This window comes from Citrobacter amalonaticus, assembly GCF_018252635.1.
Lineage (GTDB): Bacteria > Pseudomonadota > Gammaproteobacteria > Enterobacterales > Enterobacteriaceae > Citrobacter_A > Citrobacter_A amalonaticus_E.
Genome location: NZ_JAGTXM010000005.1, coordinates 61,139 through 87,817, shown reverse-complemented (window position 1 = coordinate 87,817; position 26,679 = coordinate 61,139). Strand labels below are relative to the sequence as shown.

The following is a 26,679-nucleotide window of genomic DNA, read 5'->3' as shown; positions in this document are numbered from 1 at the left end:
ACCGCTCCTTAAACGTAACGCAGGGGCAGCGAGACGCTGACTCGCGTGCCGTAGGTGCAGGAAATCGTCAGCGAGCCGCCGAGCGCCGTCACGCGCTCGCGCATCCCGGTCAGGCCAAACCCCTGCTGACCGGAGCCCGGCGGCAGACCGCTGCCGTCATCCTCAATCACCAGCATCAGTCGCTCGTCCTGCTGCCAGCCCTGCAGCGTTACCGCGCTGGCATTGGCATGTTTCACGATATTATTAAGCCCTTCCTGACAGACACGAAACAGCGTCACCCGCAGGCCCTCGCTGAGCGCCATCTCGTCGATCCGCCAGTCGAGATGGCTGACAATGCCGCGACGTTCCAGCTCCATTTCCCGCATCAGCGAGCGGATCGCCTGTTGCAGCGTTAAATCGTCCAACTGGCGTGGACGCAGGCGTCCCAGCAGGCGGCGCACAGAATCATAGACGCCCAGCGACAGCTGTTCGATAAGCTGCCCGCTCTGCTTCACGCTGCCGTTTTCAACCGCCAGCCGCTGTACAATTCCGGCCTGGGTACGGATGGCGGTGATGGTCTGCCCAATATCGTCGTGTAACTCACGCGCCACGTCGCGGCGTACGCTCTCTTCCGTTTCCAGCAGGCGCTCTGCCAACCGGTGATTGCGCGCCAGTTCGTTTTGCAACGACTGATTCAACTCACGCAGACGCTGAATGCCCGCGCCAAGCAGTAGCCCGGTCAGGCTTTGCGCCAACAGGGAGAGTAATAAATCCACGGGGTGATCGTGCCATGTCTGGCTGGCAATCAGCGCGATAGCGTTCATCAGCGTTGCGATCAGCGCCCCCTGCCAGCCGTAATGCCAGGCCAGCGCGATAATCGGCAGCGCCAGACAGAAGGGGGTAAATCGCGAAAGCTCAGCAGGTAATCCCAACTGGAGCCACAGGCTGACGCTGAACAGCAGCAGATACCAGATCAGGTGCCGACCGCGCCAGTTCACTGGTTGCGACACCAGCGCCGGGCCCAGCGGCAGCCAGGTAGTGCTGGTCATATAGTGCCAGAACACCAGGCAGATCGGTGCCAACGTCAATCCGCCGGTGAGGGTCAGCAGCAGCGCATTCCACGCCTCTTCCCCTTGTCCAAGCCAGGGCAGAGATTGCAACAGCGCCGCCGCCGTCAACGCAGCCCCCTGAAGCAACAACGTCCGCCAGTCGCGCTGATGGCGATAACGGGAGATCAGCGCCACAGGCAGCAACGTCAACAGACTGCCGATCAGCAAAAGGGGAAGATGCGCCAGCGCCACCTCCTGCGCCAGCCAGAAAGTCAACAGCCATTCCGCGCCCAGCAACACCGGCCAATAGCCACGCGGGCATTGCAGCATCAGTCCCAGGCGTAAACCAAACGGGAACAGCAGTACCGCCAGTTCCGGGCGCTCAACCAGATGCAGGCTAATGCTCCACAGACAAAACCAGGCGGCAGAGAAGATAAAAAAGCAGGCGAGAACGGTGATTAACCGTGAGAACAGGGTTTTCATTACCAGCCGTCAAACATGCGCCGCGCCAGTTCAACGTCATTGCTGACGCCCAGTTTTTCCATCAGGTTAGCGCGATGGACGTGTACCGTTTTCGGCGAGAGTCCCAGCTCGACGGCAATCTCTTTTACCGCCATCCCCTGCGCCAGCTTTTCCGCCACCTGGCGCTCGCGTCGGGTCAGCGGATCCTGGCGTCCGGCCGCCAGTTTGACGGCAATTTCTGGCGTCAAATAACAGCCGCCGGTTGCCACGGTATGTACCGCGGCAATCAGTTCATCCGGGCTGCAGCGTTTGGAGAGAAAACCACGCGCCCCGGCGTTCAGCGCCTGTTCCACCAGCGCCGGGCTGTCGTGTACCGAGAGCATGATGGTCGCCATCCCTTTCGGCAACTGGCTCAACAGTTCCAGACCGGAGATATCCGGCATCGAGATGTCGCAAATACACACCTGAACACCGCGTCCCGGCAATCCCGTCAGCGCCTCACGCCCCGAGCCAAACTCGGCGACCACCTGCAAATCGGCCTCCAGCCCCAGCAGTTGGGCAAAGCCGGAGCGAACGATAAGGTGGTCGTCTATAAGGGCAATGGTGATCATGGGGTCATCCTGGCGCTAAAGCAAGCCGGATGGCGCTGCGCTTATCCGTCCTACGGGCGAGTACCGATGTAGGCCGGATAAGGCGTTTACGCCGCCATCTGGCGAAAGCGCTTACCTTAACGATAAGCGCGTTGCTGTTCAAGCCTTGAGCGATCAGGCGATGCCGGTGGTGACCGTAAATGTCCGGGTTTGCTGAGGATGAACCTCAAGCAACGTGCCGTTTCGCTGGGCGGCGAGAAATCCTTCCGGGCGGCAGGTGGCAGGCAGAGCGAATGCCGCGACCTGCTGATCGCCATTGTACAGGATCCAGCGTGTCACGTAGTTGAGCTCCGAACTGGCGAAACGAGTGACAAACGTGGTGCCATCCGGGGCGATCATGCGGAATTCGGGTTTATCCGTATACCTGTCCAGTTTGTCAGCAAAGAAGACGATTTCCGGATCGTAGAAGTTGGGTTCATTCAGCTTCGCCAGCGACGCTTCGCCTTGTAAGATCCGCTGATTAAACGCCAGCCACTGTTCGGTGGGTTTCACATGCGCCGGGACCGATTCACGAAGCCGCAGCGCCGTATCCGGGATATTCTGGCTGAAAGTCGCCTCCGGCACATAGGCATAGTTCATATGGCACATGTACTGCAACGGCATTACGACAGACGCCAGGTTCGTCACCGCCATCTGAATATCAAACAGCGCGCTCGCTTTTCGCATCACCACCGCAGGCTGCGCCTGATAATGATGACCGAATCCCATCACATACTCGTAGCGCCCGGTGACGCGAAGACTGTCTCTATCCAGCTCCAGCCAGGCCTCATCCATTGCGGCACAGGCCATTTCACCGTGCAACGGGTGCGTATCTTCCGGCGACGGGCAACCATTGGCCAGCAGCCCGGAATGAAAGGCAAAACAACCATAGGTCGCCACCACTTCCGTCGCGGGTTTTGGCTGGCGGAACATGTTGCGCATGGTCAGATCGTGGCCGTCGAACTGCGCGTCCCAGATCATCTGCCCCATCCAGGGCAGAATCACCAGATAACCACGACTGTTCTGCACCTTCAGCCCTTCCACACCGCTGGCATAACGAAAGGCGGTAACGGTGAAATCACTGTTCTCCAGTAGGGTTTGCGGATGTTCATTAAAGAGCGTCCGCCACAGCGTGATACGTGTTGTCATCATCATTCTCCTCAGGATGCGGTCGCTTCAGCCAGGCTGCGCACTTTGCTTTCGCGCCAGAAATAGATCCCCACGTAAACGAAGCACAGCATGGAGACGAGGAATGAGAGTTGCAGCGAGTGGAACATATCGGCGACATAGCCCTGAATCGCCGGGACCACCGCGGCCCCCACAATGGCCATCACGATCACCGCGCCCGCCATTTCAGTATGTTCGTTATCAACCGTATCCAGCGTGCCGGCATAAATGGTCGCCCAGCAAGGCCCAAACAGAACGCTCACCAGCACCGCGACATATACCGCGCTAAAGCTCGGTGCCAGCGACACATAGGCAAGGAACAGCGCACCGATAATGGAGTAAAGGATCAGCACTTTTTCCGGATTAAAACGGGTCATCAGGATGTTGGCGATAAACTTGCCGATAAAGAAGCAGGCAAAGCTATACACCATAAAGTTAGAAGCATCACGCTCGTTGATATCACCCAGTTCCAGCGCCAGACGGATGGTGAATGACCATACGGCCACCTGCATCCCTACATACAGGAACTGCGCCACAATGCCTCGACGGAAGCGGGCATTGCTCGCCAGATAGCGCAACGTGTCCATCGCCGACGGGCGTTTATGGTTGGCGGTTTGCGCCACTTTGCAGGTCGGGAAACGGGTCAGCAGGAACAGCACCATCACCACCACCAGAACCATAATCATGTACTTATACGGCTCAAGGGTATTTTCCAGCATCAACACTTTAAAGTTATGGATCTGCTCGGCATTCATTCCTGCCATCTGTTTTTCCAGACTGTCGCCTTCGGAAAAGACCAGATATTTACCGAGCAAAATGCCGGATGCCGCGCCAATCGGGTAGAAAGTCTGACTGATATTCAGCCGTAAGGTGGCATAGGCTTTTGGACCAATCATCGAACTGTAGGTGTTCGCCGCGGTTTCCAGGAAGCTCAGACCAATCGCAATCGCGAAGATCGCCGCAAGGAACATGGTGTAGGTTGCCATGTGCGAGGCCGGGAAAAAGAGCGTACAGCCGACGATATACAGCGTCAGACCGATTAAAATCGCCACTTTATAGCTGGTCTTTTTAATCACCAGAGATGCCGGGATCGCAATTAAAAAATAGCCGCCATAAAAGGCGCTCTGCACTAATGCTGAGGCAAAGTTGCTGAGTGAGAATACGCTTTTAAATTGCGTAATCAGAATATCATTTAATGCGGCTGCGCATCCCCATAATGGGAATAAACAGGATAACAAAATAAACTGGAACAGAGGGGTCTTATTCAGATACCCATCGGGCATCTGAATGATGTTTTTATCGTTCATAGTGCTACCTTTTACAGTGCAGGAGTATTATTCGTTTAGGGTAAGAAATTCATTAAATTGTTCGATACTCGGATAAGAGGATTGTGTGCCTTTCCCGGTGACGCTAAACGCAGCGAAAAGGGCGGCTTTCTTCATTGCGGCTTCGACATCTCCGCTCTGGACATAATAATGGGCAAAGCAACCGATAAAAGCGTCACCTGCGCCACTGGTATCAACCGCATTCACGCGAAACGCCGGGACATGCACTTCCTGATCGCGCGTCATCCATAGCGCACCTTTCTCACCCATGGTCACAATAATATTGTTTAACCCTTTATCTACGAGGGAACGGGCGGCGGCACGAATATGGTCATACGACTCCACTGGCATACCGGTTAATATTTCCAGTTCAGTTTCATTTGGTACAAAGAAATCACATTTACAGGCATAAGACATATCTAATTCCCGTAATGCCGGCGCGGGATTTAATAACACTTCAATGCCATGCTTTTTGCCGAACTCAATAGCGTGATAAACCGTCTCCAGCTGAACTTCCAGCTGCAGGACAATAAGCTGACATTTTTTTAAATCTTCCGCAGCGCGATCGATATCTTCCGGGGAGAGGAACTTGTTCGCCCCTTTAATAATAAGAATGCTGTTACTGGAGTTCGCATTCACAAAAATCGGTGCCACGCCGCTACTGGTACACGGGACCTTTTCGACATAGGTAGTATTGATGCCCCAGGATTCGAGATTGCGAATGGTGTTATCTGCAAAGATATCGTCGCCGACTTTGGTCAGCATCAGCACTTTGGAGTTGAGCTTCGCCGCCGCAACGGCCTGATTCGCGCCTTTACCACCACAGCCGATTTTAAACGCCGGCGCTTCCAGGGTTTCGCCTTCTTTGGGCATCTGGTTGGTATAAGTGATGAGATCCACCATGTTGGAGCCAATAACCGCGATATCCATTTTACACCCTCTCAGAAACAATCACATAACAATGATAATAAAATAACATTATCATGTTACTTCCGTATCATTTGTGACTAGGATCGCGATTGGAAGATCATTTCTCTGTTTATTTTTTGCACACTCCAGGAATTACTGTTACCTGTCAATAGTGGCAAAACTATTACAATTAACTGAAATCAAACCAGTTACAATCAAAAAAACGCGAACAAACGCGCTTTTAATTCCCGCCAGCCGGACGTATAGTAATGCAGCAATATGATGTTCCGACAGACACAAAAATGTTACTCATGGAACATACGCAACATGAATCGCGGAGAAGGTGAATGGAAACCAAGCAAAAAGAACGTATTCGACGTCTGATGGAACTGTTGAAGAAAACCGATCGCATCCATCTGAAAGACGCCGCGCGGATGCTGGAAGTTTCCGTGATGACCATTCGCCGGGATCTCAGCCAGGATGACGAGCCGCTGCCCTTGACGCTGCTCGGCGGCTATATTGTGATGGTCAGTAAACCCGCCGCGCCAGCCGGTGCTCCCTTGCTGGCCAAAAAGCCTCATCATCGCGACGATTTGCCCGTCGCTATCCTGGCAGCCGGCCTGGTAAGCGAAAACGATCTGATCTTTTTTGATAATGGTCCGGAGATGCCGTTGGTGATCAGTATGATCCCGGATGAGATCGCTTTTACCGGGATCTGCTACTCGCACCAGGTCTTTATCGCGCTCAATGAAAAATCCAACGCCACGGCGATCCTCTGCGGTGGAACGTACCGGGCGAAGAGCGATGCATTTTACGATGCGAATAACCCGTCACCGCTGGATTCCCTGAATCCGCGAAAAGTCTTTATCTCCGCCAGCGGCGTACACGAGCACTTCGGCGTCAGTTGGTTTAACCCGGACGACCTCGCCACCAAGCGCAAAGCGATGGAGCGCGGACTGCGTAAAATTTTACTGACGCGTTACGCCCTGTTCGATGAGGTCGCTCCCGCCAGCATTGGTCCGCTTTCCACCTTTGATGTCCTGATATGCGATCGTCCGCTACCGGCAGATTATGCCACCCACTGCCGGAACGGTTCCGTCAAGGTGATTACCCCTGATTCAGACGGCGATTAAGTTACTCAAAGAACACGGCAATTTTGTTGAACATTGTAGGGTCTGACTGGTTACGCACCACTTTCACCACATCTTCCAGCTTATCGATTTGGCTAATCATCTGCTCCAGACGCTGATCGTCGTTGACCAGTAGCCAGATGCGGCTCTGGTCGCTGCTCTGAATCGGTAGACAGAGGATGCCCTCGACGTTAAATGCACGACGGGCGAATAGCCCGCAAACGTGGGTCATTACGCCTGGGTGATTGCGGACGGTGAGTTCCAGAATGACGTTCTCATATGATTGTTTCTGCATGGCTTATTCCCCCACCATCTCAGTATTTGCCGCGCCTGGCGGTACCATTGGATACACTTTTTCTTCCGCATCAATGCGGACATGGATCAGCGCCGGCCCCGGTTGGCTGATAATCTCCTGCAATGCGGCCTGCGGGTCAGCTTCGTTATTCAGGTCGCAGGTCTGTAAACCAAACCCGGCAGCAATCTGCATAAAGTTGATGGTCCCCGGATATGTCGCAGCAAAAACGCCCTGCTTGTAGAACAGGCTTTGCTGCTGATGCACCAGCCCCAGCGCTTCGTTGTTCATCAGGATGATTTTCACATCTAACTGGTTTTCGCTGGCGGTCGCCATCTCCTGAATGTTCATCATCAGACTGCCGTCGCCGGAGAAGCACAGCACTTTCTTATCCGGGTTCGCCAGCGCCGCGCCAATCGCCGCCGGCAGACCAAACCCCATCGTGCCCAGGCCGCCAGAGGTCAGCCACTGACGAGGACGGTTCAGTGGATAGGCCTGCGCTGCCCACATCTGATGCTGACCCACGTCGGTGGTGATAATCGCGTTATCATCCACGCAGGCTGCCACCGCGTTGATCAAGCCATAATGGCACAGCGGATCGCTCCCCTGCGGAATGGCACACGGGAACTCACGTTGCAAATCGCTGACCAACTGGAGCCATTCTGTGCGCGGGTTCGCGTCAATTTGCGGAATTAACTGGGTCAGCACGTCATCCACATCAGCCTGAATAGCGATGTGCGGCTGCTTGATTTTGCCCAGCTCCGCGCGGTCGATATCGACGTGGATGATTTTGGCGTTCGGGCAGAACTGCTCGGTTTTGCCTATCGCCCGGTCATCAAAACGCGCGCCCAGCACGATCAGCAGATCCGCCTCTTGCAGGATGAAGTTAGTGCTGCGCGCACCGTGCATCCCTAACATGCCTAACGACAGCGGATGCGCCTTCGGCAGCATTCCCAGCGCCATCAACGTCATGGTGGTGGGCAACTGCGCCTTTTCCGCCAGTTCACGCACCCGCTGTGGCGCATTAATCACCCCGCCACCGAGGTACAGCACCGGGCGCTGTGCGGCGTTAATCATCGCGGCAGCATCGCGAATGCTGTCGGCGCTGAATTCCGGCGTCGCCATTTTCTGTGCCGGTTCTGGCATCTCGTCAATCTCGAGGATCGCCATCTGGATATCCTTAGGTATGTCTATCCACACCGGGCCAGGACGTCCAGACTGAGCGAGACGAAATGCGTCACTCATCACCTGCGGGAGTTCATCAATATGTCTGACCAGATAGTTATGTTTTGTGATGGGGATAGAGATGCCGTAGGTGTCCACTTCCTGGAAGGCGTCGGTGCCGATCATGGAGGCCGGAACCTGTCCGGTGATACACACCATGGGGATAGAATCCAGGCGCGCATCGGCGATAGCGGTCACCAGATTGGTCGCGCCCGGCCCGCTACAGGCCATGCACACCGCCGGTTTACCGTCGGTTCGCGCCATACCCTGCGCAATGAACCCCGCCCCCTGCTCGTGACGCGCCAGTATATGGCGAATTTGTGTGCTCTGACTTAAGGCATCATAGACGGGGAGAATCGATCCGCCCGGAATACCAGTGACAATCTTAATACCCTGACGTTCCAGAAAATGAACGATGAATTCAGCGCCCGTAAAACGCGTACGCTGGGATGTTGTTGTTGTGCCCGAACTTGCCATACTCCAGTCCTTTTGTTCTGGGCCGACGCTCCGGGCAGGTCTCTTAAACGAAAAACCCCGCCCGGTTTGCGCCGGCGGGGTTTTGGAATCGTGTGTTGTTCCGGACCCTACGGCGCATTGCCGACGACCACCACCACACGCACGACGACCGCTGCGCGAGATGGCGCAGTGTTTAGTAGGGTCGACGTCAGCATGGAAGGGTTCATTAGGGACCTTGTCTGTTTAATGATTAACAGGATTTATACAAGCACAGCTTTCATAAGCTGACAACGGAAAAATTTTCATCTGCGTAAAAATGCGTCGACGATCACGTTTCCTCGATAAAAAACGCCTAAAACAAAAAACCCCGCCGGAGCGAGGTTTTTTCAGCGTTATGCGGTTGGTTGCCGCAAAGCACACTGTGTTATGTCAACAGCAAAAGTATACGCGTTCTGCGAAGAACACGCAATTTCGGCACGGATTTTGACGCTTTTGAGTATGGCTCAGAAGTTAGGTACTGTCCACAAATACCTGTTCATTCATACAGTATTTATCTATAATATCTCCGTACGCAATGTGTTAGGTGGGGCCGCATCGTAAACCGGCGCAACAAAGTCCTGGCTGAAACGGGTGGTGCCGTCAGCGCCTTAACCCCCCGGTGAGCACACTGTGTTATGTCAACGAAGGTGCTGGTAACAGGCGGCGGAAAGGTACGTCAGCACCGTGCTCCTTTGCCAAAAGGAGAAGCGTATGAGCCTCGTGGATATCGCTATTCTTATCCTGAAACTCATCGTTGCAGCCATGCAACTGCTTGATGCTGTTCTGAAATACCTCAAGTAATTCAGATTCAAGTCGCACCAAAGGGGAGCGGGCAACCGCTCCCCTTTTACATCGCAGATGCGTGTGTGACGATGATATGTTACGTTTTTATGACATTCCCTGATGACGCCCGTGCTATGACCCTTTCCGTTTTCTGCATTTTGCTGTTCGCCGCGCTGCTGCACGCCAGCTGGAACGCCATTGTGAAAGCCGGGAACGACAAGCTCTACGCCGCCATCAGCGTCAGCGGTTCCGCCGCCGTTATAGCGCTCCTGTGCCTGCCCTTTGCGCCACAACCCTCAATCGCCAGCATCCCGTTTTTAGCGGCCTCGACCGCCTTACAGGTGGTCTACACCGTCCTGGTCGCCAGAACGTATACCGTTTCCGATATGAGTCAGACCTACCCGCTGATGCGCGGGACGGCACCGCTACTAGTGGCCATCATCAGCGTACTGTTTCTCGGCGACAGCCTGTCAGCGCTGGCGTGGACGGGTATCGCGGTGATCTGCGCCGCAATCCTTGGTATGGCTTTTAACGGTCGGGCCCGTTCGCAGCAAGGTATTGTGCTCGCGCTGATTAACGCCTGTTTCATCGCCGGATATACGCTGGTTGATGGCACTGGCGTCAGGCTCTCGGAAACCGCGCTGGGATACACGCTCTGGACCTTCTTTTTAAACGGATCCTGCCTGCTGGGATGGGCGATGATGGCCCGTCGCCGTGAGGCATTGCGCTATCTGATGCAACACAGGAAGAAAGGCATTTTTGGCGGCATTGCCACGATGGGCTCTTACGGACTGGCATTGTGGGCGATGACGCTCGCCCCGTTGGCGGTGGTCGCTGCGCTGCGTGAAACCTCAATCCTGTTCGGCGCGTTGATTGCCTGGCTGCTGCTGAAGGAACGCGTAGCGGGATTGCGCCTCCTGGCTGCTGGCGGAATTGCCGCCGGGGCCATTCTGTTACGCCTGTCCTAACACACATACTCGGCAACATTTGTTGCCGCTTTTGTTTACATATCCTGCCGTTCAGTCCCTTTCCATTCCCGCTCGCCATCTGGCCTTCTTTTTTTAGTGTGGTAGATTTCACCTGCATTTATGGGAATGCGTAGCACCTTATTCTTATTTTTTCTCTTTTTGAAAAGTATTCAGCGAAATGAAAAGGCAGAGAAACGTCAATTTGTTGTTGATGTTGGTATTACTTGTGGCTGTAGGTCAGATGGCGCAAACCATATATATCCCAGCCATTGCCGACATGGCACGTGAGCTAAACGTTCGCGAAGGGGCCGTGCAAAGCGTTATGGCTGCCTATCTGCTGACTTATGGCGTATCACAACTATTTTATGGCCCCCTGTCCGACCGCGTCGGACGCCGCCCGGTGATCCTCGTTGGGATGTCGATTTTTATGCTCGCCACGCTGGCCGCAATTACGACTCACAGCCTGACGGTACTGATCGCCGCCAGCGCATTGCAGGGAATGGGAACCGGCGTCGGCGGGGTGATGGCACGGACCTTGCCGCGCGATTTATACGAAGGTACGCAGTTGCGCCACGCCAACAGCCTGCTGAACATGGGTATTCTGGTCAGTCCGTTGTTGGCGCCGCTCATTGGCGGCCTACTGGATACGATGTGGAACTGGCGCGCCTGCTACGTTTTCCTGCTTGTGCTTTGCGCAGGCGTTACCTTCAGCATGGCGCGCTGGATGCCAGAAACACGACCTGCTGGCGCACCACGCACGCGACTGATCACCAGCTATAAAACCCTGTTTGGCAACGGCGCATTTAACTGCTATCTGCTGATGCTGATTGGTGGACTGGCTGGCATTGCGGTGTTCGAAGCCTGTTCAGGCGTGCTAATGGGCGCGGTGTTAGGACTGAGCAGCATGGTGGTGAGTATCCTGTTTATCCTGCCGATCCCGGCGGCGTTTTTCGGCGCATGGTTTGCCGGTCGCCCGAATAAGCGCTTCTCTACGCTGATGTGGCAGTCGGTAGTGAGCTGCCTGCTGGCCGGGCTGATGATGTGGATCCCCGGCTGGTTTGGCGTGATGAACGTCTGGACCCTGCTGATCCCCGCCGCGCTGTTCTTCTTCGGCGCCGGGATGCTGTTCCCGCTGGCAACCAGCGGCGCAATGGAGCCGTTCCCGTTCCTCGCCGGTACAGCCGGCGCGCTGGTGGGCGGTCTACAAAATATCGGTTCCGGCGTGCTCGCCTGGCTTTCCGCTATGCTGCCGCAAACCGGGCAGGGCAGCCTCGGCCTGCTGATGACGCTTATGGGGTTGCTGATTTTACTGTGCTGGCTGCCGCTGGCGGCGCGTTTTTCACATCAGGGGCAGGCGATTTAACCCCCGTATGGCCGGACGTTCCGCAGTCCGGCGCAATCATCGCCATTAACAGCGGCTCCTGCGCGGGCCGCCATGCACCCTCTTCCCCATCATAAAACAGCGTATCGGCGTTGAGCGCATAGGGAATTTTCGCTTTTTTCAGTTCGCAGGCCATGAACGTGGCAAAAGCAAGCTGCGAAGAGGACGGGGGATTCTCGCGGGTTTCACCCGTAGCCCAACCGCCAACCCAACTGACATGTCCGCTTTTTTGCTGCCAGTGCACGGCAGTAGTAATACGCGTGCGAATCGCCGATTTCTCTGTCGCCGTCCCTGATGTCCACGGGTATTTACCGTTATTTTTTACCGGTCCCCACGGGAAGATATGCCATTCCGCCAGAACGTAGTTCTGGCTCTGCGGCGGCAGTCGCAAATTCAGCAGATCTTCCGGTGCGGCACGCAGACGCGGCGCGACAAAGATCATCCGTTGCGGATCGATGGCATGGATAGTACGAATGGATTTGTCATACACCCGGTTCAGTGAAGCCAGATCGTGATTCAGTTTACCGCCAGGTTCGTAGATCAGGTCAAACCCCAGCAGTGGCGCGCTTCGGGAAAAATAGTGCGCGACCGCCACCCACCAGTTGATCACCTCTTTTTCGTTACTCACGCTGGGGTCATTTTTATACTCATCCGCCTGATAGGCGATAATCGGAATGACACCGTACTGCTCGCAAGCCTCCACCAGTTTGCGTAGATGGATGAGTCGCGCCTCGGTAGGTTCTCCCGCTACCCGAATGCGCACATGGCTTATCCCTTTCGCGTGGAAATCCCGCACCACCAGCGGGTCGAACTCCCGGATACCTTGTTCGGTACGCGCCCAGTCGACGTCCATCCCTACACCGAGCTGCTGCGCATAATGTGTCGCTGTCAGCGGCGGTTGCGCCGCCCCAAGGGCGAAGCTGACCAACACGACGAGCGAGACGAGCGGTTTAATCACGATGATCCTCAGTAACGTTGCAGGCGCACTATCACGTATGTAGCACGCTTTTTTAGTTATCGTGTAGCAGTTTCGCTTTGGGAAAACGACGTCGCCTGCTCACGCAGCCAGTTGATAAAGGCTTCAATTTTCGGCCATTGCCTGCCGGGTAGCGTCGTTATGTAGTAATGCTGGTGGCAGGTTAGTGCCATTTCACCAAAGGGCGCGACCAGCTCGCCGCTTTCCAGACGCTTTTGTACCAGCCGTTTACGACCCATTGCGACCCCGATGTGATTCATGGCGGCAATCACCGCCAAATCGGAGCGATCAAAACCAATTCCCGACGATGTTGGCAAGTTCACCCCAAAGTGCTGCGCCCAGCTATGCCATTCATCGGTTCCAGAATCATTGCTCCAGGCCTGGCGATCGTGCAGCAGCGTGCAATGCGGCAGATTCACCAGCGAGTCCATTAAATCAAAACGCCGGGCATAATCCGGGCTACAAACGGGGAGAATCGCTTCGTCCATTAAGAAGTGATGCTCCAGTTGCGCCGACGGCGCATCGTCAAAATAGAGCGCCAGATCGACCCCGGCTCGCTGCAGGTTTATGTTGTCGTTGCCGGTTAATATGGTGAGCGAAATCGACGGGTAGCGACGGGTAAAATCCCCCAGCGCAGGCACCAGCCAACATTGTGCGATAGACGGACGAGAATAGACGGTCAGCGTCCCGGAGAGTTCCTGATTTTTGATGTCGAGGATCTCCTGATTCAACGTATCCAGTGACGATTTCAACGCCCAGAATACCCGTTTACCTTCATGGGTCAGCTCCACTTTACGATGCGATCGAACAAAAAGCTGGATCCCTAACTCTTCTTCCAGTTGGTTAATACGATGGCTGACGGCGCTGGGGCTCAGCGATAATTCGTCTGCGGCCATCGCAAACGACTGGTGTCGGGCAGCCACTTCAAACGTATAGAGTTTAGATAATTGCCAGCCGTTGAGAAGATGATTTCTGACTTCGCGAAGGGGTTCCATAAAGACCTCAATAACGTCAATGTCGTCCGTCGAAGTGTAAAAAAAATTGCAGAAAAAATCCGCAGTAAGATGAATGAGAGTGAACCATATCTCAAAATTACGCGATTATCGGATGCAAATCACCTCTTTGGTTCAATCTGATTCATGTGAAAGAGGATTTATATCGTTTGTCAGCCCACGCTGAATTTTTGTCCAATAGGGACAGGTTAATCACAGGGCAAGGTGAGATATGCACTCTCAAATCTGGGTTGTGAGCACGCTGCTAATTAGCATTGTGTTAATTGTATTGACCATCGTGAAATTCAAATTCCACCCGTTCCTGGCGCTGCTGCTCGCCAGTTTCTTTGTGGGAGCCATGATGGGCATGGGGCCGCTGGATATGGTTAACGCCATTGAGAGCGGAATTGGCGGAACGCTGGGTTTTCTCGCTGCCGTCATTGGTCTGGGTACCATTCTCGGCAAAATGATGGAGGTTTCCGGCGCGGCAGAACGCATCGGTTTAACGCTCCAGCGCTGTCGCTGGCTCTCCGCTGACGTCATTATGGTGCTGGTTGGGCTGATTTGCGGGATCACGCTGTTCGTTGAAGTGGGCGTGGTGCTGTTAATTCCGCTGGCGTTCTCCATCGCCAAAAAGACCAATACGTCGTTGCTGAAACTGGCGATCCCGCTCTGTACCGCGCTGATGGCCGTGCACTGCGTCGTGCCGCCGCATCCGGCTGCGCTGTTTGTCGCCAATAAACTGGGGGCAGATATTGGTTCGGTGATCGTCTACGGCCTGTTGGTTGGCCTGATGGCATCACTGATCGGCGGTCCACTGTTTCTTAAATTCCTCGGTAATCGCCTGCCGTTTAAACCGGTACCCGCTGAGTTTGCGGATCTCAAAGTGCGCGAGGAAAGCACGCTGCCCTCACTGGGCGCCACGCTGTTTACCGTTCTGCTGCCGATCGGTTTGATGCTGGTGAAAACCGTAGCTGAACTGAACATGACTAAGGGTGGCACGCTGTATACGTTCCTGGAGTTTATCGGTAACCCGATTACCGCCATGTTTATCGCCGTCTTCGTGGCCTACTACATTCTCGGTCTGCGCCAACATATCGGCATGAGTACACTGCTCACCCATACCGAAAACGGTTTTGGTTCTATCGCCAATATTCTGCTGATTATCGGGGCGGGCGGGGCGTTCAACGCCATCCTCAAGAGCAGCGGCCTGGCAGACACGCTGGCGGTGATCCTCTCTAATATGGATATGCACCCGATTCTGCTGGCCTGGCTGGTAGCGCTAATTCTGCACGCGGCGGTCGGTTCAGCCACTGTGGCGATGATGGGGGCGACGGCGATAGTTGCACCTATGCTGCCGCTTTATCCCAACGTCAGTCCGGAGATTATCGCCATTGCCATCGGTTCCGGCGCTATTGGCTGCACGATCGTCACCGACTCCCTCTTCTGGCTGGTTAAGCAGTACTGCGGTGCCACCCTGAATGAGACGTTCAAATACTATACGACCGCGACATTTATCGCCTCGGTCATTGCACTGGCTTGCACATTCCTGCTTTCCTTTATCATCTAAGCGCAAAGAGACGTCCTATGGAAAACATGCAAAAACTTATCACTCAGTATCCTTTGGTAGAGGATCTGATGGCACTGAAAGAAACAACCTGGTTTAACCCAGGGACCACCTCTCTGGCGGAAGGGTTACCTTATGTGGGGCTGACGGAACAAGACGTTAAGGGTGCCCACGCCCGTCTGGCGCGTTTCGCACCCTATCTGGCTAAAGCCTTCCCTGAAACTGCCGTAACCGGGGGAATGATCGAATCTGAAATTGTCGCTATTCCGGCGATGCAAAAACGGCTGGAAAAACAGTTCGGGCAAACAATCAGCGGCGAAATTCTGCTGAAAAAAGACAGCCATTTACCGATTTCAGGATCGATCAAAGCACGCGGTGGCATTTATGAAGTGCTGGCTCATGCCGAAAAACTGGCGCTGGAAGCCGGAAAGCTAAGCATTGAAGATGACTACAGCATTCTGCTTTCTCCGGAGTTCAAAGCTTTCTTTAGCCAGTACAGCATCGCGGTAGGGTCAACCGGTAACCTGGGGCTGTCTATCGGCATCATGAGCGCCTGCATTGGCTTTAATGTCACCGTACATATGTCCGCCGATGCCCGCGAATGGAAAAAAGCCAAACTGCGCAGTCATGGTGTGACGGTAGTTGAATACGAAGACGATTACGGCGTGGCGGTTGAACAGGGCCGTAAGGCGGCGGAGTCCGATCCAAACTGCTTCTTTATCGACGATGAAAACTCGCGCACGCTATTTTTAGGCTATGCAGTTGCCGGGCAGCGTCTGAAAACGCAGTTTGAACAACAGGGCCGCGTGGTGGATGCCGATCATCCGCTGTTTGTGTATCTTCCGTGCGGCGTGGGCGGCGGACCGGGTGGAGTGGCGTTTGGCCTGAAACTGGCGTTCGGCGATAACGTGCACTGTTTCTTCGCCGAACCAACGCACTCCCCCTGCATGTTACTGGGCGTTTACACCGGATTGCATGATGGCATTTCCGTGCAGGATATCGGTATCGATAACCTGACCGCAGCAGATGGATTAGCCGTCGGTCGCGCCTCGGGTTTTGTGGGCAGGGCCATGGAACGCCTGCTGGATGGACTTTACACCCTCGACGATCAGACGATGTACGACATGCTGGGCTGGCTGGCGCAGGAAGAAAACATTCGTCTGGAACCCTCAGCGCTGGCGGGAATGGCCGGACCTCAACGCGTCTGCGCATCCACTGACTATCAGCAGATGCAAGGTATTAGCGCTGAGCAACTCCATCATGCAACACACCTGGTCTGGGCGACAGGCGGCGGCATGGTGCCAGAGGCAGAAATGGCGCAATATCTGGCGAAAGGGCGCTAACGCCCGTCACGCAGCATCGCCATCAGCTCTGCTGGTGAGCGATGCTGCCTGATGAGATCGCGCATCACGCGCATGTGCGGCGCGGAATAATCGATAAAAGCCTTGTAACCAGCACAGAGCACGCTTTTCCCACTCTCGTCACGATGGTCCGGACAATCCCCATGGCAAAAACGTAAAACCGAACAGTTCAGACAGACGGAACTGAGCGTAGATTCGTCCACGTGCAACACAGTTCCGCACCACGCTTCCATCATCGAATCAAAAATCCGGATATGCACACGACCAATATCGTTGCGCACCCAGAGATCAAATACCGCACAAAGAAACTGTGCCCATGTCTGCGAATCCACCGATTCCGTGGTCAGCTTTCCCTGCGCATCCCGCTGCACGAGCGGAATAAATTGCAACGAGGAGGCGTCACTCTGGCGAAGTTGCTGATAAAACTTTCTGGGCTGCTGGCTGTTCTGACGATTGACCGTCACGGAGAGGGAAGACTTGTCATTGTAAAAGCAGTGACGACACTCCAGGTGACAACATGAACCGACCCTCCTGGATATAATCTGACATCCTGTCATGCAAAATTCCCGCAAAATACGATAAGTTGGCGAATGTGCGTTACAGCAAACAGTATTGCGAGAGATAACACCGCGAGGGAGATCATAAATTTGTCACGAACCACACGAGATTGCGAAAAATCTGAATGCGTGACATCCATCAGATTACGATTGCGGGTATAGCGCCAGAGGATCAGCGCCACGATAGCCAGCACCATCAGAGAGACCCAGAACAGATATCCCGCATGATGCCAGTGATGTTTCACCGCCAGCGCCATCAGCGCGCCATAGCCCAGCAATGTACGAAACCAGGCCAGCGAGGTGCGCTCTGGCTGTAGGCCGGGATCGGCCATGCGGCGAGCCTTACGGCTATCCGGCATATAGCACCAGTAACATCACAACGGCCGCCACCACCATCAGCAGCAGACTGATAATCAGCAGACTGTGGGTATACGGTAAATCGTCCTTCAGACGCATCGCCTTTTCATTGTGTAGCCAGCGCAGATAACCATAAATCGCCAGACCTCCGGCAAACAAGCACAGCAGCAGCGCCAGCAGTTCACGAATGACCGGCGTCGCAAAATCCGGCGCCAGTTGATCAAGACCCACGCCCGCCGCAAGAAAACCCAGCGCGGTGCGGATCCAGGCTAAAAATGTCCGCTCATTGGCCAGAGAGAAGCGATAGTCCGGCGCTTCGCCGAGGCGAGAAAGTTTCATGAATATTCCTTGTCGGGCTACAAGCAGACTCCAGAATAGCCTAAATCGACAGGAACGAGGAGACCGGCATCGGATGATGCCGGTCCGAAGGCTTAGTGTAATTCCGGCCAGTAATCTTTATTGGCTGCAATCAAATCATCGAGAATGGCTTTCGCCACGGACGCGCTGGGTACCGTTTTCGATAAGGTGATCGCCTGCCAGAGTTTCTGATACGAACGCTGTTCCCAGGCATCCACCACCAGTTTTTCAACCGCCACCTGCTGACTCATCAACCCTTTCTGAAAGTGTGGAATATCGCCTACGGTCAGCGGTTCCGGGCCGTTATGTCCCACCAGACATGGAATTTCCACCATTGCCGTCTCATCAAAGTTATGAATCGCCCCGTTGTTCGGCACAATCAACAACATTCGCTCCTGGGTATTGAAAGCGATAGCCGCCGCCAGATCGACAATGTAGGAAGCATGTTCATCAATTTCCAGTTCACCCGCAGAAGAATGACCCGCATTGACGATCGCCCGACATGAACTGAAAACATGCTTCTCACGGTGATCCATCACTTCGTTGGCACGGGTGCGCTCCGGATTGGAGTGCGCCACCACATAGTCCGGGAAGAGATAATATTTCAGGTACGTGTTGGGCATGGTTTCTGGATCGAGCGCCTGCACATCTTTGGCCTTAGCAAAGGTGTCATTCCAGCTTGCTTCGGTGTGCGCATCGTCAGAAGGCGGCACATAGCCATTTTTCGCTACATATTCACGTAATTTTGGCATCAGATCGTTTCCATCCAGATCTTCAATCGATGTCCACCAGCCAAAATGGTTCAGGCCATAGTATCGAACGCGCATCTGTTTACGATCGTTGAGACCAACAATTTGCGCCATGCGCCCTTCAATCCCGATCGGCATATCGCAGATATTGAGAATTTTGGCATTCGGTCGCAAGCGGCGGGTCGCTTCCGCCACAATCGCCGCCGGGTTGGAGTAATTCAGCATCCAGGCGTTGGGCGAGTATTTTTCCATATAGTCCACCAGTTCCAGCACACCGCCGATGGAGCGCATGCCATAGGCGATCCCGCCAGGACCACAGGTTTCCTGGCCCAAAACGCCATGGCGCAGTGGGATTTTCTCGTCTTTTTCGCGCATCGGGTATTTGCCCACGCGGATATGCGCCATCACGAAATCCACATCGGTAAAAGCGGCTTCGGGATCGGTGGTGTAACTAAACTCAATCTCCGGCGCCTGCTCTTGAAGAATGATTTTGCACGCCTCGGCAATCACCTCCTGGCGCGCCCCGTCGTTGTCATAGAATTTCAGCGAACGCAGGGGAAACCGCTCCTGATTAGCAAGTAACATCAGTACGATGCCTGGCGTAAAAGTACTCCCGCCGCCCGCGATTACCACCGAGAATTTTTTCATGATACTGCCTCCGTCATGGGGATCTGTTCGTTTGATAAAGAAGATTTCATTAGCGTTTCGAGTTGGTCGCGAACCTGAGGAACATGCAGACCGACAATCACCTGAATACCGTTACCGCGACGCACAACACCATGTGCGCCGAGCGCTTTGAAGACGTCATCACTTTGGGTTTTTGCCATATCAATCAGGGCAATACGCAATCGGGTGGCGCAGTTGTTGATACTGTCGATGTTGGCAGCGCCGCCGAGCGCCTGGAGCAAACCGGCAGCCTGACCTGCCTGGGTATCAGAAGCGGCTGCAGCGCGGGTTTTACCGCGTGCGGCCTGGTAATCTGCTTTGCTGTAGAGTTTGATTTCACTCTCTTCACGGCCTGGCGTATTCAGGTTGAAACGCAGGATTAGCGCGCGAAAGATGACGAAGTAGAGGCCCGTAAAACAGACGCCAACGGCAATCTGGATAAACATCATCGACGCATGGTTGTGGAACATCGGTATCCAGTTCTGTGGCAGGAACTGATCCAGCAGACCACCGCCAAAGTTGCCCACCACGCCGCACAGGTACATCACGGTCGCCATTGAGGCTGCCAGTACCGCGTGCACGGCAAAAAGCAACGGTGAGATAAACAGGAAGGTAAATTCCAGCGGTTCGGTAATCCCCACCAGCATGGCTGTTAACGTTGCCGGAATCAGCAAACCGGCCACTTTTACACGGTTTTCCGGGGCGGCAGTAAAATAGAGCGCCAGCGCAATACCCACCGAGCCAAAGACTTTGGAATTACCGTGAAGCGCAAAACCGCCTTCAGGGAACAGGACTTTCAGGGGCTCAGTGCTCTGGCTAAATTCCTGCAGGTGCTGTGCCCAGTAAACCTGAATGCCACTTTCCACCACCGCCGGGCCAAAAATGAACGGACCATAGACAAAGTGGTGTAAACCGGTTGGGATCAGAATACGTTCGAGAAAAATATAGACCCATACGCCCAGGGCGCCGGCAGAGCGCAAAAACGCCTGTAATGATTCGATACCCATTTGTACTTTTGGCCACCCCAGCAGAGTGAGCCAGGCACAGGGAATCATCACCAGGAAGGCAATAATGACCACAAACGACGATCCCTGGAAAATCCCCAGAAAAACCGGCAGCGGTTTATCGAAAAAACGGTTATGAAGCGCGGTGACAATGCCTGAAATGGCAATAGCGCCGATAATGCTGGTATCCAGCGTTTTAATCCCGGCCATCATGGTCAAACCGCTGCCCGCGGTCGGGTCTACGCTGAAATCGACACCAAAGAAATGACCCCAGGCCATCCCCATCGCATTGATAAAATAATTCCAGGTCAGGAAGCTCACCAGTACGGCGAGGCAGGCGCGTCCCTGAGCCTGTTTTGCCAGGCCAATGGGCAAGCCCACCGCAAAAATCAACGGCATATTGCGGAACACCGCCCAACCGCCGTCTTCAATAATTGTCACGATTTGCGCGAACAAACTGTTGGGATCGGTAAGCGCTTCACCCACAAAAAGCGGGTTACGGAGCATGATTGCGATCCCCACCACAATACCGGCAAAGGGAAAGAGCAGTACCGGGGTGAACATCGCACCACCAAAGCGTTGTATTTGACTGAGCATATTCACATCCTCATAGAACAACCAGTAGGGAGAGGCCTTTTTTGTAGTGATTGCTGGCCTGATACGAGAATAGGAAGTTGCGATCGCCGGGACATGACATGCCGCTGCGATTCGTGATCGCATTCATGGTTTTAATTTCACCAATGAGGTCTACTTTTTTAATAAAAATTAGACATCTATGGGTTTTAATAGCGATTATTGACGGGAAAAAGAGGTCTGGTAGTGATCTACAAATCGATAGCAGAACGGCTACGAATTCGTCTGAACTCTTCCGATTACAACATCGGCAGCCCGTTGCCGGGTGAAAAAAAGCTCGCCGTCGAGTTTGCGGTCTCGCGAATGACGATCCGTAAAGCGATAGACGTGCTGGTGGAGTGGGGCTTAGTTGTGCGTCGTCACGGTAGCGGAACCTACGTGGCGCGCAAAGATGTTCATCATGAAACCACCAACCTGACCGGGCTGGCGGAAGTACTGAAACGACAAGGGAAAGAGGTGACCAGTCAGGTACTGGTTTTCGAAGTCATGCCTGCGCCCCCGGCGATTGCCAGCCAGCTACGTATCCAGATTAACGAACGCATCTATTTTTCTCGCCGCGTACGCTATGTTGATGGTAAGCCTTTAATGCTGGAAGACAGTTATATGCCGGTAAAACTCTTTCGTAATCTCTCGCTTGCCCATCTTGAGGGGTCAAAGTTCGATTACATTGAGAAAGAGTGCGGAATAACGATCAGCGGTAATTATGAAAGCCTGTCACCCGTACTGGCGGATAAACAGCTTTCCACCCAAATGAATGTCCCGGAGCAGACACCGCTGTTACGCATTACGTCACTGTCCTACAGCGACAGCGGGGAGTTTTTGAATTACTCGGTGATGTTCAGAAATGCCAGCGAGTATCAGGTGGACTACCATTTACGGCGAGTCCACCCGGACTCTGACTGAGATTATCCTATTCCCCAGAAAATCACCGCCAGCAATTGCGGGGTGATAATACGCAGGAACATTACCAACGGATACACCGTCGCATAGGACAGCGCTGCTGCGCCGCTGGTGGCATGCAGGTTGTTAGCGAATGCCAGCGCCGGCGGATCGGTCATCGAGCCGGCCAACATTCCGCATAACGTCAGATAGTTCATTTTGGCAAAAATACGGGCCAGTAAACCTACGGTGATAAGCGGGATGGCGGTGATAAAAATACCGTAGCCTACCCAGCTCAAACCATCCCCCTGAGTCAGCGTATCGATAAAGTCACCGCCCGATTTCAGTCCCACCACGGCAAGAAACAGCACTATCCCCAGCTCACGCAGCGCCAGGTTCGCGCTCGGCGGCATAAACCAGTACAGCTTACCAATGCTACCAATACGGCCCAGTATCAATGCCATAATCAGCGGCCCGCCCGCCAGCCCCAGTTTTAACGCTACCGGAAAGCCGGGAACAAAGAGCGGAATTGACCCAAGCAGTACACCCAAACCGATACCGATGAACACCGGCAGCATCTGCACCTGCTGCAGTTTTTGCTGGGCGTTACCCACCACATTGGCAACGGCATCAATTGAGGAAGGGCGTCCCACCAGATTGAGGATATCACCAAATTGTAAACTGGCATCGCTGCTGGCCACCAGTTCAACGCCCGCACGGTTCAGACGAGAAATGACTACGTCGTAACGTTCTTTAAAATGCAAATCGCGGATGCGTTTGCCGAGCACTTTTTCGTTGGTGACCACGACGCGTTCGACGCGTAAATCGGTACCCCGGGTAGACAGTGAAGTATCCACCTCCTGCCCGATCACCAGTCGCGCGTTATGCAGATCGCCAGGCTGCCCAACCAGGTGCAGCAAATCGCCCAGTTGAATCACGGTTCCCGGTGACGGTACCATCAGCGTCTCTTCACGTTTCAGGCGCGAACAGATAATTTTATCGCTGTTTAGGATCGGCACATCCTGAATCGCCATATTGTTGAGGTTTGGGTTCTCAACGCGGATGTTAATCGTCTGAATCAACGAATGCCCGTTAGTGAGCGTCGATTCATGCTGTTTTGCTTCCGCTTCGACATTGACGCGGAATATCATGCGCATCAACCACATAGTCAGCAAAATGCCGCAAATCCCAAAGGGATACGCCATCGCGTAGCTCATCCCCATCTGATCCACCAGCTCCATTGGCGTACCCAGATCGCGCAGGATTTGTTGTCCGGCCCCCAGCGCCGGAGTATTGGTGACCGCACCAGAGAATATCCCCAGCACGACCGGCAGCGGAATGGCAAAAACTTTATGCAGGATGGCAGTGACCAGCCCCCCCATGATGACGATCAGAATCGCAAACAGATTGAGACGCAAGCCAGAAACCCGTAGCGAGGCGAAGAACCCCGGCCCCACCTGAATCCCGATGGTGTAAACGAACAGAATCAGGCCAAATTCCTGGATGAAGTGCAGCATATCGCCGCTCAGCGTCACCCCAGCCTGATCAACGAAGTGGCCGACAATAATGCCGCCGAACAACACACCGCCGATGCCAAAGCCGACCCCCCGCACCTTGATATTGCCGATCCATAATCCGACAACCGCCACCAACGCCAGAACGCTGACCGTCAATGCTATATCACTCATTTTTTGTTCCCTGTGAATAACATTTCTATTTAAGTGGATTATGACTGAACCGTTCAGGCATATATGCAGGGTGGCGCACATTCTGATGCTGAAACGACGCTAAAGCGCCCTAATGATGGGCGTTTCCACCTCTTTTTTCTCATCACAACCTGAAGTTGCTGAATGCTTTCTTCAGGTAATGGTCTCTCTCCCAAAATCCGGTGTTGTTTTCGCGCACAAAAAAGCCCCGTCATTTCTGGCGGGGCAAAGGCAAGGAGCTAAATTAGCTCGTTAACGCGGGACGTTCGCTGATGGCGATACGTTGCGGAGCAACGGCTTCCGGGACATTACGGGTTAAATCGATATGCAACAACCCGTTGGTAAATGTCGCGCCGGATACTTCCATGTTTTCAGCCAAGGTAAAGCTCAGGCTGAACGACTGGGTGACCAGTCCCTGATGCAACCATTTGGTCTCTTTTTCAGGCTGCTGCGGCGTACCTTTAACGGTCAGGCGTGTGCCTTCCAGTTGAATATCCAGGTCTTCCTGACGGAAACCAGCTAACGCGAGGGTGATGCGATAGTGGTTATCGTCGCTTTTTTCAATGTTATAGGGTGGGAAGCTCTGGCTTTCAGCGGTGTTTTGTAACGCGTTGGCCAGTTTGTCAAAACCGATCCATTGACGCAGCAGTGGGGATAAATCGTAGTTACGCATAATCATAATCTCCTTCTAAGAAGCGAGTGATATCAGCAAATCCGTAGATTCGCATAGGCTCCCTGTCGGCGAGCCCGGGATAACAGGCCGCGCAGCGCGGCCCGACAGAATTAATTGATTTCGATACGGCGCGGTTTGTTCGCTTCCGGAATCACACGCTCGAGATCGATGTACAGCAGACCATTGACCAGATTCGCACCGCGAACATGGATGTTCTCAGCTAACTGGAACTTACGCTCAAAGTTGCGTTCCGCAATGCCCTGGTAAAGGTAAGTCCGTTCTTTTTGCTCGTCCGCATGCGCACCTTTCACCACCAGCAGGTTGTCCTGTGCGGTAATTTCCAGCTCGCTTTCTGCGAAACCGGCAACGGCGATGGCAATGCGGTAATGGTTTTCATCTACCAGCTCAACGTTATAGGGAGGGTAGCCGCCATTACTCTGACTCTGATTGCTTTCCAGCAGGTTAAACAGGCGGTCGAAACCAATAGCAGAACGATACAGCGGGGATAAATCAAAGTTACGCATAATCAATAGCTCCTGAAATCAGCGAGAAGTGTAATGACCTTCCATCATGGACAGGCCGGGTAGTCAGAACACCCATCAGGCGTGCTCTTCATTTGTCTACACCATCAAAATGGGTCTGATTACAAACTTTTCAAGCATACCAGCCTGACTTTTTTTGCAGTTTGCTGTCTATTGCATAGACTGGGTGGGGAAAGCACTAAACGTTAAAGTGCGATAGCCGCCACAGTGCGACGTGATGAGGATGTTATTTCTGGCAAGGGATCGCTATAACTCATCATGCAAACACCGATGATCAATAGATGAATAAATCATGATAAGAAATGTGTTGTTAACGCTGATGATGTGCAGTGGGATGGTTTTACTGAGTGGTTGCTCAAGCGTAATGTCACATACCGGTGGTAAAGAGGGAACTTATCCTGGCACCCGCGCCAGCGCCACGATGATAGGTGACGATGAGACAAACTGGGGTACCAAATCGCTGGCGATACTGGATATGCCCTTTACGGCAGTCATGGACACTATCCTGTTGCCGTGGGATCTGTTCCGCAAAGACAATTCGGTCAGATCGCGTGTTGAAAGAAGCGAGGAGAGAACACAGGTAACCAACTCCGTTATCCCTCCGGCGAAAATGCCCGCGCCCTGATTACCGCCCGGTTTCTGTCATCCACAGCTGATGGAAACCGTTTACCTCTTCCATCCACGCCACAAACTGACCATCAGGCGAGAAAACCACGGCATCCCCAGAAGGCGGAGTGCCGTGATTGCGCGTTAAAAACGTGATCTCTCCGCTGAGCGCATCACAGCAGGCAATGCGGTTATCCAGCACACATCCCAGCCATTTACCCGACGGATGCCAGTTAAACGCGGACTGAACGCCCGTCGCGTGACGGGTCAACTGGCGAGGCTGCCCACCCTGCGGCGAAATTAGCCACAGTTGCACGATACCCACCTCATCACGCATCAGGAATGCAATCTCTGTGGCCTGCGGATTGCTGCGAACCCAGTGACGCGGAACATTCACCAGACCGGGAAAACGACGCGAATGTGTGAATGTGAGACGGCGCTGTACCACGCCTTTCGGCGGTGCGGGCAGCGTGGAATCCGTTCCTTCCAGCGGTGCCTCACCTGACGTTTTCCAGCCTGCCTCCGTTCGCGGAAGTTCAACCAGAAACAACTCCGGCACTTTCTCACCGTTATCAGACAGCGTGTCGCCGATAAACGCCAGCGCATGATTTCCCACCCAGCCCTCTTCGTAGGCGCGAGAGATCTCATCGCTGCCCGGCGTGGGTTCAGGCGTCGTCTGGCTGACCAGCACACACCAGTGACTGCCGCTATATTCTCTTGGATGCTGCGCCGACACCGTCACCGGCCCATAAGGCGCCGCGATGCCCACGTTGCGTAAGTCCAGCGCCAGATCGCGTTCATGCATGACATGGTCGTTATAGGTGAAGCTGACAAACTCACCGTTTGGGCTAAAAACATGAACATGGCTACCACCGCGCAGTGCGCCCGGCGTATAAGGTGACGTGATATCCATCGCATCCAGATTCGTCACTTTTCCGTGTTCGGCAATCACGCCGCGACGATGATGAAAGTCGTATTGCCACCTCGCATCCGGGTTTTCAGGCCCATGAATAAACACATATTTCTCTGCCTGCGGATGCACCGTGACTACGCCGACATGCGCTCCCTGCATCGCGCGATAAATCAGCTCCCGCTCACCGGTATGGACATTCACCCGCTCAATGGTTTCTCCGGTGAAAGAAGCCCCAGACGGACGGACATCGAAAACTAGCCAGCGGCTGTCCGGCGTCCAGGTCCGGGTATTGGTAAGCTGATGATTACGCGGCGTAAAGGTGATTTGCTTCATGGGATGCTCAGGTCG

General features: G+C 54.0%; 27 protein-coding genes, 1 pseudogene and 1 other annotated feature. Of the genes and pseudogenes, 9 read left to right on the top strand and 19 right to left on the bottom strand.

Annotated elements, in window-relative coordinates; all coding sequences use genetic code 11:
• Positions 1 to 8: 8 nt before the first annotated feature.
• Together uhpB and uhpA are read right to left on the bottom strand one after the other, a co-directional pair.
• Positions 9 to 1,511: a signal transduction histidine-protein kinase/phosphatase UhpB gene (gene uhpB, locus KE671_RS15985; protein ID WP_206163769.1), complete on the bottom strand. Its 1,503-nt coding sequence runs from the start codon at positions 1,509 to 1,511 to the stop codon at positions 9 to 11.
• On the bottom strand, positions 1,511 to 2,101 hold the full coding sequence (gene uhpA / locus KE671_RS15980; RefSeq protein WP_206163768.1) for a transcriptional regulator UhpA: 591 nt from the start codon (positions 2,099 to 2,101) through the stop codon (positions 1,511 to 1,513). The genes uhpB and uhpA overlap by 1 nt, the downstream gene beginning before the upstream one ends.
• Before the next feature lie 25 nt (positions 2,102 to 2,126).
• On the opposite strand from uhpA, the pseudogene KE671_RS22850 reads away from it, so the two are divergent.
• A pseudogene (locus KE671_RS22850) lies at positions 2,127 to 2,297 on the top strand (hypothetical protein); the annotation flags it as partial.
• Here the strand turns inward: KE671_RS22850 and KE671_RS15975 are convergent.
• The 3 genes from KE671_RS15975 to rbsK are packed head-to-tail and all read right to left on the bottom strand — an operon-like array spanning position 2,255 to position 5,541.
• Positions 2,255 to 3,268 carry an aldose 1-epimerase family protein gene (locus tag KE671_RS15975; RefSeq protein ID WP_206163767.1) on the bottom strand — a complete coding sequence of 338 codons (1,014 nt, stop codon included), beginning with the start codon at positions 3,266 to 3,268 and terminating at the stop codon, positions 2,255 to 2,257. The pseudogene KE671_RS22850 and the gene KE671_RS15975 overlap by 43 nt on opposite strands.
• 11 nt (positions 3,269 to 3,279) lie before the next feature.
• The gene (fucP, locus tag KE671_RS15970) at positions 3,280 to 4,593 is read right to left on the bottom strand and encodes an L-fucose:H+ symporter permease (RefSeq protein ID WP_195505778.1); all 1,314 of its coding nucleotides are present in this window, start codon (positions 4,591 to 4,593) and stop codon (positions 3,280 to 3,282) included.
• A gap of 27 nt (positions 4,594 to 4,620) precedes the next feature.
• Complete coding sequence (rbsK, locus tag KE671_RS15965) at positions 4,621 to 5,541, bottom strand: ribokinase (RefSeq protein WP_206163766.1); 921 nt, start codon at positions 5,539 to 5,541, stop codon at positions 4,621 to 4,623.
• A gap of 326 nt (positions 5,542 to 5,867) precedes the next feature.
• Here rbsK and KE671_RS15960 point away from each other — a divergent pair, with 326 nt between their 5' ends.
• On the top strand, positions 5,868 to 6,653 hold the full coding sequence (locus KE671_RS15960; RefSeq protein WP_206163765.1) for a DeoR family transcriptional regulator: 786 nt from the start codon (positions 5,868 to 5,870) through the stop codon (positions 6,651 to 6,653).
• Between the two features lies 1 nt (position 6,654).
• On the opposite strand, the gene ilvN is transcribed toward KE671_RS15960, so the two are convergent.
• The 3 genes from ilvN to ivbL form a co-directional block, all read right to left on the bottom strand.
• Positions 6,655 to 6,945: an acetolactate synthase small subunit gene (ilvN, locus tag KE671_RS15955; RefSeq protein ID WP_046492343.1), complete on the bottom strand. Its 291-nt coding sequence runs from the start codon at positions 6,943 to 6,945 to the stop codon at positions 6,655 to 6,657.
• Positions 6,946 to 6,948: 3 nt separating this feature from the next.
• On the bottom strand, positions 6,949 to 8,643 hold the full coding sequence (ilvB, locus tag KE671_RS15950; RefSeq protein ID WP_206163764.1) for an acetolactate synthase large subunit: 1,695 nt from the start codon (positions 8,641 to 8,643) through the stop codon (positions 6,949 to 6,951).
• Between the two features lie 107 nt (positions 8,644 to 8,750).
• Positions 8,751 to 8,849 carry an ilvB operon leader peptide IvbL gene (gene ivbL, locus KE671_RS15945; RefSeq protein ID WP_061075844.1) on the bottom strand — a complete coding sequence of 33 codons (99 nt, stop codon included), beginning with the start codon at positions 8,847 to 8,849 and terminating at the stop codon, positions 8,751 to 8,753.
• Between the two features lie 523 nt (positions 8,850 to 9,372).
• On the opposite strand from ivbL, the gene tisB reads away from it, so the two are divergent.
• The 3 genes from tisB (at position 9,373) to emrD (ending at position 11,775) form a co-directional block, all read left to right on the top strand.
• Positions 9,373 to 9,462: a type I toxin-antitoxin system toxin TisB gene (tisB, locus tag KE671_RS15940; protein WP_042323479.1), complete on the top strand. Its 90-nt coding sequence runs from the start codon at positions 9,373 to 9,375 to the stop codon at positions 9,460 to 9,462.
• A 116-nt stretch (positions 9,463 to 9,578) separates the two neighbouring features.
• Positions 9,579 to 10,412 carry a DMT family transporter gene (locus KE671_RS15935; protein ID WP_206163763.1) on the top strand — a complete coding sequence of 278 codons (834 nt, stop codon included), beginning with the start codon at positions 9,579 to 9,581 and terminating at the stop codon, positions 10,410 to 10,412.
• Between the two features lie 178 nt (positions 10,413 to 10,590).
• A complete protein-coding gene (gene emrD, locus KE671_RS15930) occupies positions 10,591 to 11,775 on the top strand; it encodes a multidrug efflux MFS transporter EmrD (RefSeq protein WP_206163762.1) in 1,185 nt (394 codons plus the stop codon).
• Here the strand turns inward: emrD and KE671_RS15925 are convergent.
• Both KE671_RS15925 and dsdC read right to left on the bottom strand, forming a co-directional pair.
• Positions 11,702 to 12,751 (bottom strand): cellulase family glycosylhydrolase, encoded by a 1,050-nt coding sequence (locus tag KE671_RS15925; RefSeq protein WP_206163761.1) that lies wholly within the window; start codon positions 12,749 to 12,751, stop codon positions 11,702 to 11,704. The two genes, emrD and KE671_RS15925, sit on opposite strands and share 74 nt — an antisense overlap.
• 56 nt (positions 12,752 to 12,807) lie before the next feature.
• Positions 12,808 to 13,764 carry a DNA-binding transcriptional regulator DsdC gene (dsdC, locus tag KE671_RS15920; RefSeq protein ID WP_206163760.1) on the bottom strand — a complete coding sequence of 319 codons (957 nt, stop codon included), beginning with the start codon at positions 13,762 to 13,764 and terminating at the stop codon, positions 12,808 to 12,810.
• A 229-nt stretch (positions 13,765 to 13,993) separates the two neighbouring features.
• On the opposite strand from dsdC, the gene dsdX reads away from it, so the two are divergent.
• A complete protein-coding gene (gene dsdX, locus KE671_RS15915) occupies positions 13,994 to 15,331 on the top strand; it encodes a D-serine transporter DsdX (protein ID WP_206163759.1) in 1,338 nt (445 codons plus the stop codon).
• Positions 15,332 to 15,348: 17 nt separating this feature from the next.
• Positions 15,349 to 16,671, top strand: a complete 1,323-nt coding sequence (dsdA, locus tag KE671_RS15910; protein ID WP_206163758.1) for a D-serine ammonia-lyase — start codon at positions 15,349 to 15,351, stop codon at positions 16,669 to 16,671.
• Here dsdA and KE671_RS15905 read toward each other — a convergent pair.
• The 5 genes from KE671_RS15905 to KE671_RS15885 form a co-directional block, all read right to left on the bottom strand.
• Complete coding sequence (locus KE671_RS15905) at positions 16,668 to 17,153, bottom strand: radical SAM protein (RefSeq protein ID WP_283093116.1); 486 nt, start codon at positions 17,151 to 17,153, stop codon at positions 16,668 to 16,670. The genes dsdA and KE671_RS15905 overlap by 4 nt on opposite strands.
• An 89-nt stretch (positions 17,154 to 17,242) precedes the next feature.
• Positions 17,243 to 17,605 (bottom strand): DUF202 domain-containing protein, encoded by a 363-nt coding sequence (locus KE671_RS15900; protein ID WP_206163757.1) that lies wholly within the window; start codon positions 17,603 to 17,605, stop codon positions 17,243 to 17,245.
• Positions 17,595 to 17,942, bottom strand: a complete 348-nt coding sequence (locus tag KE671_RS15895) for a YidH family protein (protein WP_206163756.1) — start codon at positions 17,940 to 17,942, stop codon at positions 17,595 to 17,597. Before KE671_RS15895 ends, KE671_RS15900 begins: the two co-directional genes overlap by 11 nt.
• Before the next feature lie 92 nt (positions 17,943 to 18,034).
• A complete protein-coding gene (locus KE671_RS15890) occupies positions 18,035 to 19,357 on the bottom strand; it encodes a 6-phospho-alpha-glucosidase (RefSeq protein WP_206163755.1) in 1,323 nt (440 codons plus the stop codon).
• Positions 19,354 to 20,976 carry an alpha-glucoside-specific PTS transporter subunit IIBC gene (locus KE671_RS15885; protein ID WP_206163754.1) on the bottom strand — a complete coding sequence of 541 codons (1,623 nt, stop codon included), beginning with the start codon at positions 20,974 to 20,976 and terminating at the stop codon, positions 19,354 to 19,356. Before KE671_RS15885 ends, KE671_RS15890 begins: the two co-directional genes overlap by 4 nt.
• Positions 20,977 to 21,198: 222 nt before the next feature.
• Here KE671_RS15885 and KE671_RS15880 point away from each other — a divergent pair, with 222 nt between their 5' ends.
• Positions 21,199 to 21,915, top strand: coding sequence for a GntR family transcriptional regulator (locus KE671_RS15880; protein ID WP_206163753.1), 717 nt, complete (start codon positions 21,199 to 21,201; stop codon positions 21,913 to 21,915).
• A 2-nt stretch (positions 21,916 to 21,917) separates the two neighbouring features.
• On the opposite strand, the gene KE671_RS15875 is transcribed toward KE671_RS15880, so the two are convergent.
• The 3 genes from KE671_RS15875 to ibpA all read right to left on the bottom strand — a co-directional run bounded on the left by KE671_RS15875 (position 21,918) and on the right by ibpA (position 24,794).
• The gene (locus KE671_RS15875) at positions 21,918 to 23,579 is read right to left on the bottom strand and encodes a putative transporter (protein ID WP_206163752.1); all 1,662 of its coding nucleotides are present in this window, start codon (positions 23,577 to 23,579) and stop codon (positions 21,918 to 21,920) included.
• A 262-nt stretch (positions 23,580 to 23,841) separates the two neighbouring features.
• The gene (gene ibpB / locus KE671_RS15870; RefSeq protein WP_206163751.1) at positions 23,842 to 24,270 is read right to left on the bottom strand and encodes a small heat shock chaperone IbpB; all 429 of its coding nucleotides are present in this window, start codon (positions 24,268 to 24,270) and stop codon (positions 23,842 to 23,844) included.
• Positions 24,271 to 24,380: 110 nt separating this feature from the next.
• Positions 24,381 to 24,794 (bottom strand): small heat shock chaperone IbpA, encoded by a 414-nt coding sequence (ibpA, locus tag KE671_RS15865; RefSeq protein WP_042998723.1) that lies wholly within the window; start codon positions 24,792 to 24,794, stop codon positions 24,381 to 24,383.
• Positions 24,788 to 24,862 (bottom strand) — a sequence feature (ROSE (Repression Of Heat Shock gene Expression) occurs in the 5'-region of heat shock genes and acts as an RNA thermometer to modulate expression.). It overlaps the preceding gene by 7 nt.
• Before the next feature lie 242 nt (positions 24,863 to 25,104).
• Between ibpA and KE671_RS15860 the strand changes: the two genes are divergently transcribed.
• Positions 25,105 to 25,437: a YceK/YidQ family lipoprotein gene (locus tag KE671_RS15860; RefSeq protein WP_206163750.1), complete on the top strand. Its 333-nt coding sequence runs from the start codon at positions 25,105 to 25,107 to the stop codon at positions 25,435 to 25,437.
• On the opposite strand, the gene KE671_RS15855 is transcribed toward KE671_RS15860, so the two are convergent.
• On the bottom strand, positions 25,438 to 26,664 hold the full coding sequence (locus tag KE671_RS15855; RefSeq protein ID WP_206163749.1) for a DUF3748 domain-containing protein: 1,227 nt from the start codon (positions 26,662 to 26,664) through the stop codon (positions 25,438 to 25,440).
• Positions 26,665 to 26,679: the final 15 nt, after the last annotated feature.

Coding starts and splice junctions, on each gene's coding strand:
- KE671_RS15900 (WP_206163757.1), bottom strand. CDS start 17,605: ATGCCGGATAGCCGTAAGGCTCGCCGCATGGCCGATCCCGGCCTACAG.
- uhpB (WP_206163769.1), bottom strand. CDS start 1,511: ATGAAAACCCTGTTCTCACGGTTAATCACCGTTCTCGCCTGCTTTTTT.
- KE671_RS15975 (WP_206163767.1), bottom strand. CDS start 3,268: ATGACAACACGTATCACGCTGTGGCGGACGCTCTTTAATGAACATCCG.
- fucP (WP_195505778.1), bottom strand. CDS start 4,593: ATGAACGATAAAAACATCATTCAGATGCCCGATGGGTATCTGAATAAG.
- KE671_RS15935 (WP_206163763.1), top strand. CDS start 9,579: ATGACCCTTTCCGTTTTCTGCATTTTGCTGTTCGCCGCGCTGCTGCAC.
- dsdA (WP_206163758.1), top strand. CDS start 15,349: ATGGAAAACATGCAAAAACTTATCACTCAGTATCCTTTGGTAGAGGAT.
- rbsK (WP_206163766.1), bottom strand. CDS start 5,541: ATGGATATCGCGGTTATTGGCTCCAACATGGTGGATCTCATCACTTAT.
- KE671_RS15895 (WP_206163756.1), bottom strand. CDS start 17,942: ATGAAACTTTCTCGCCTCGGCGAAGCGCCGGACTATCGCTTCTCTCTG.
- KE671_RS15860 (WP_206163750.1), top strand. CDS start 25,105: ATGATAAGAAATGTGTTGTTAACGCTGATGATGTGCAGTGGGATGGTT.
- dsdC (WP_206163760.1), bottom strand. CDS start 13,764: ATGGAACCCCTTCGCGAAGTCAGAAATCATCTTCTCAACGGCTGGCAA.
- KE671_RS15875 (WP_206163752.1), bottom strand. CDS start 23,579: ATGAGTGATATAGCATTGACGGTCAGCGTTCTGGCGTTGGTGGCGGTT.
- emrD (WP_206163762.1), top strand. CDS start 10,591: ATGAAAAGGCAGAGAAACGTCAATTTGTTGTTGATGTTGGTATTACTT.
- ibpA (WP_042998723.1), bottom strand. CDS start 24,794: ATGCGTAACTTTGATTTATCCCCGCTGTATCGTTCTGCTATTGGTTTC.
- ivbL (WP_061075844.1), bottom strand. CDS start 8,849: ATGAACCCTTCCATGCTGACGTCGACCCTACTAAACACTGCGCCATCT.
- dsdX (WP_206163759.1), top strand. CDS start 13,994: ATGCACTCTCAAATCTGGGTTGTGAGCACGCTGCTAATTAGCATTGTG.
- ibpB (WP_206163751.1), bottom strand. CDS start 24,270: ATGCGTAACTACGATTTATCCCCACTGCTGCGTCAATGGATCGGTTTT.
- ilvB (WP_206163764.1), bottom strand. CDS start 8,643: ATGGCAAGTTCGGGCACAACAACAACATCCCAGCGTACGCGTTTTACG.
- KE671_RS15890 (WP_206163755.1), bottom strand. CDS start 19,357: ATGAAAAAATTCTCGGTGGTAATCGCGGGCGGCGGGAGTACTTTTACG.
- KE671_RS15855 (WP_206163749.1), bottom strand. CDS start 26,664: ATGAAGCAAATCACCTTTACGCCGCGTAATCATCAGCTTACCAATACC.
- KE671_RS15885 (WP_206163754.1), bottom strand. CDS start 20,976: ATGCTCAGTCAAATACAACGCTTTGGTGGTGCGATGTTCACCCCGGTA.
- tisB (WP_042323479.1), top strand. CDS start 9,373: ATGAGCCTCGTGGATATCGCTATTCTTATCCTGAAACTCATCGTTGCA.
- ilvN (WP_046492343.1), bottom strand. CDS start 6,945: ATGCAGAAACAATCATATGAGAACGTCATTCTGGAACTCACCGTCCGC.
- KE671_RS15960 (WP_206163765.1), top strand. CDS start 5,868: ATGGAAACCAAGCAAAAAGAACGTATTCGACGTCTGATGGAACTGTTG.
- uhpA (WP_206163768.1), bottom strand. CDS start 2,101: ATGATCACCATTGCCCTTATAGACGACCACCTTATCGTTCGCTCCGGC.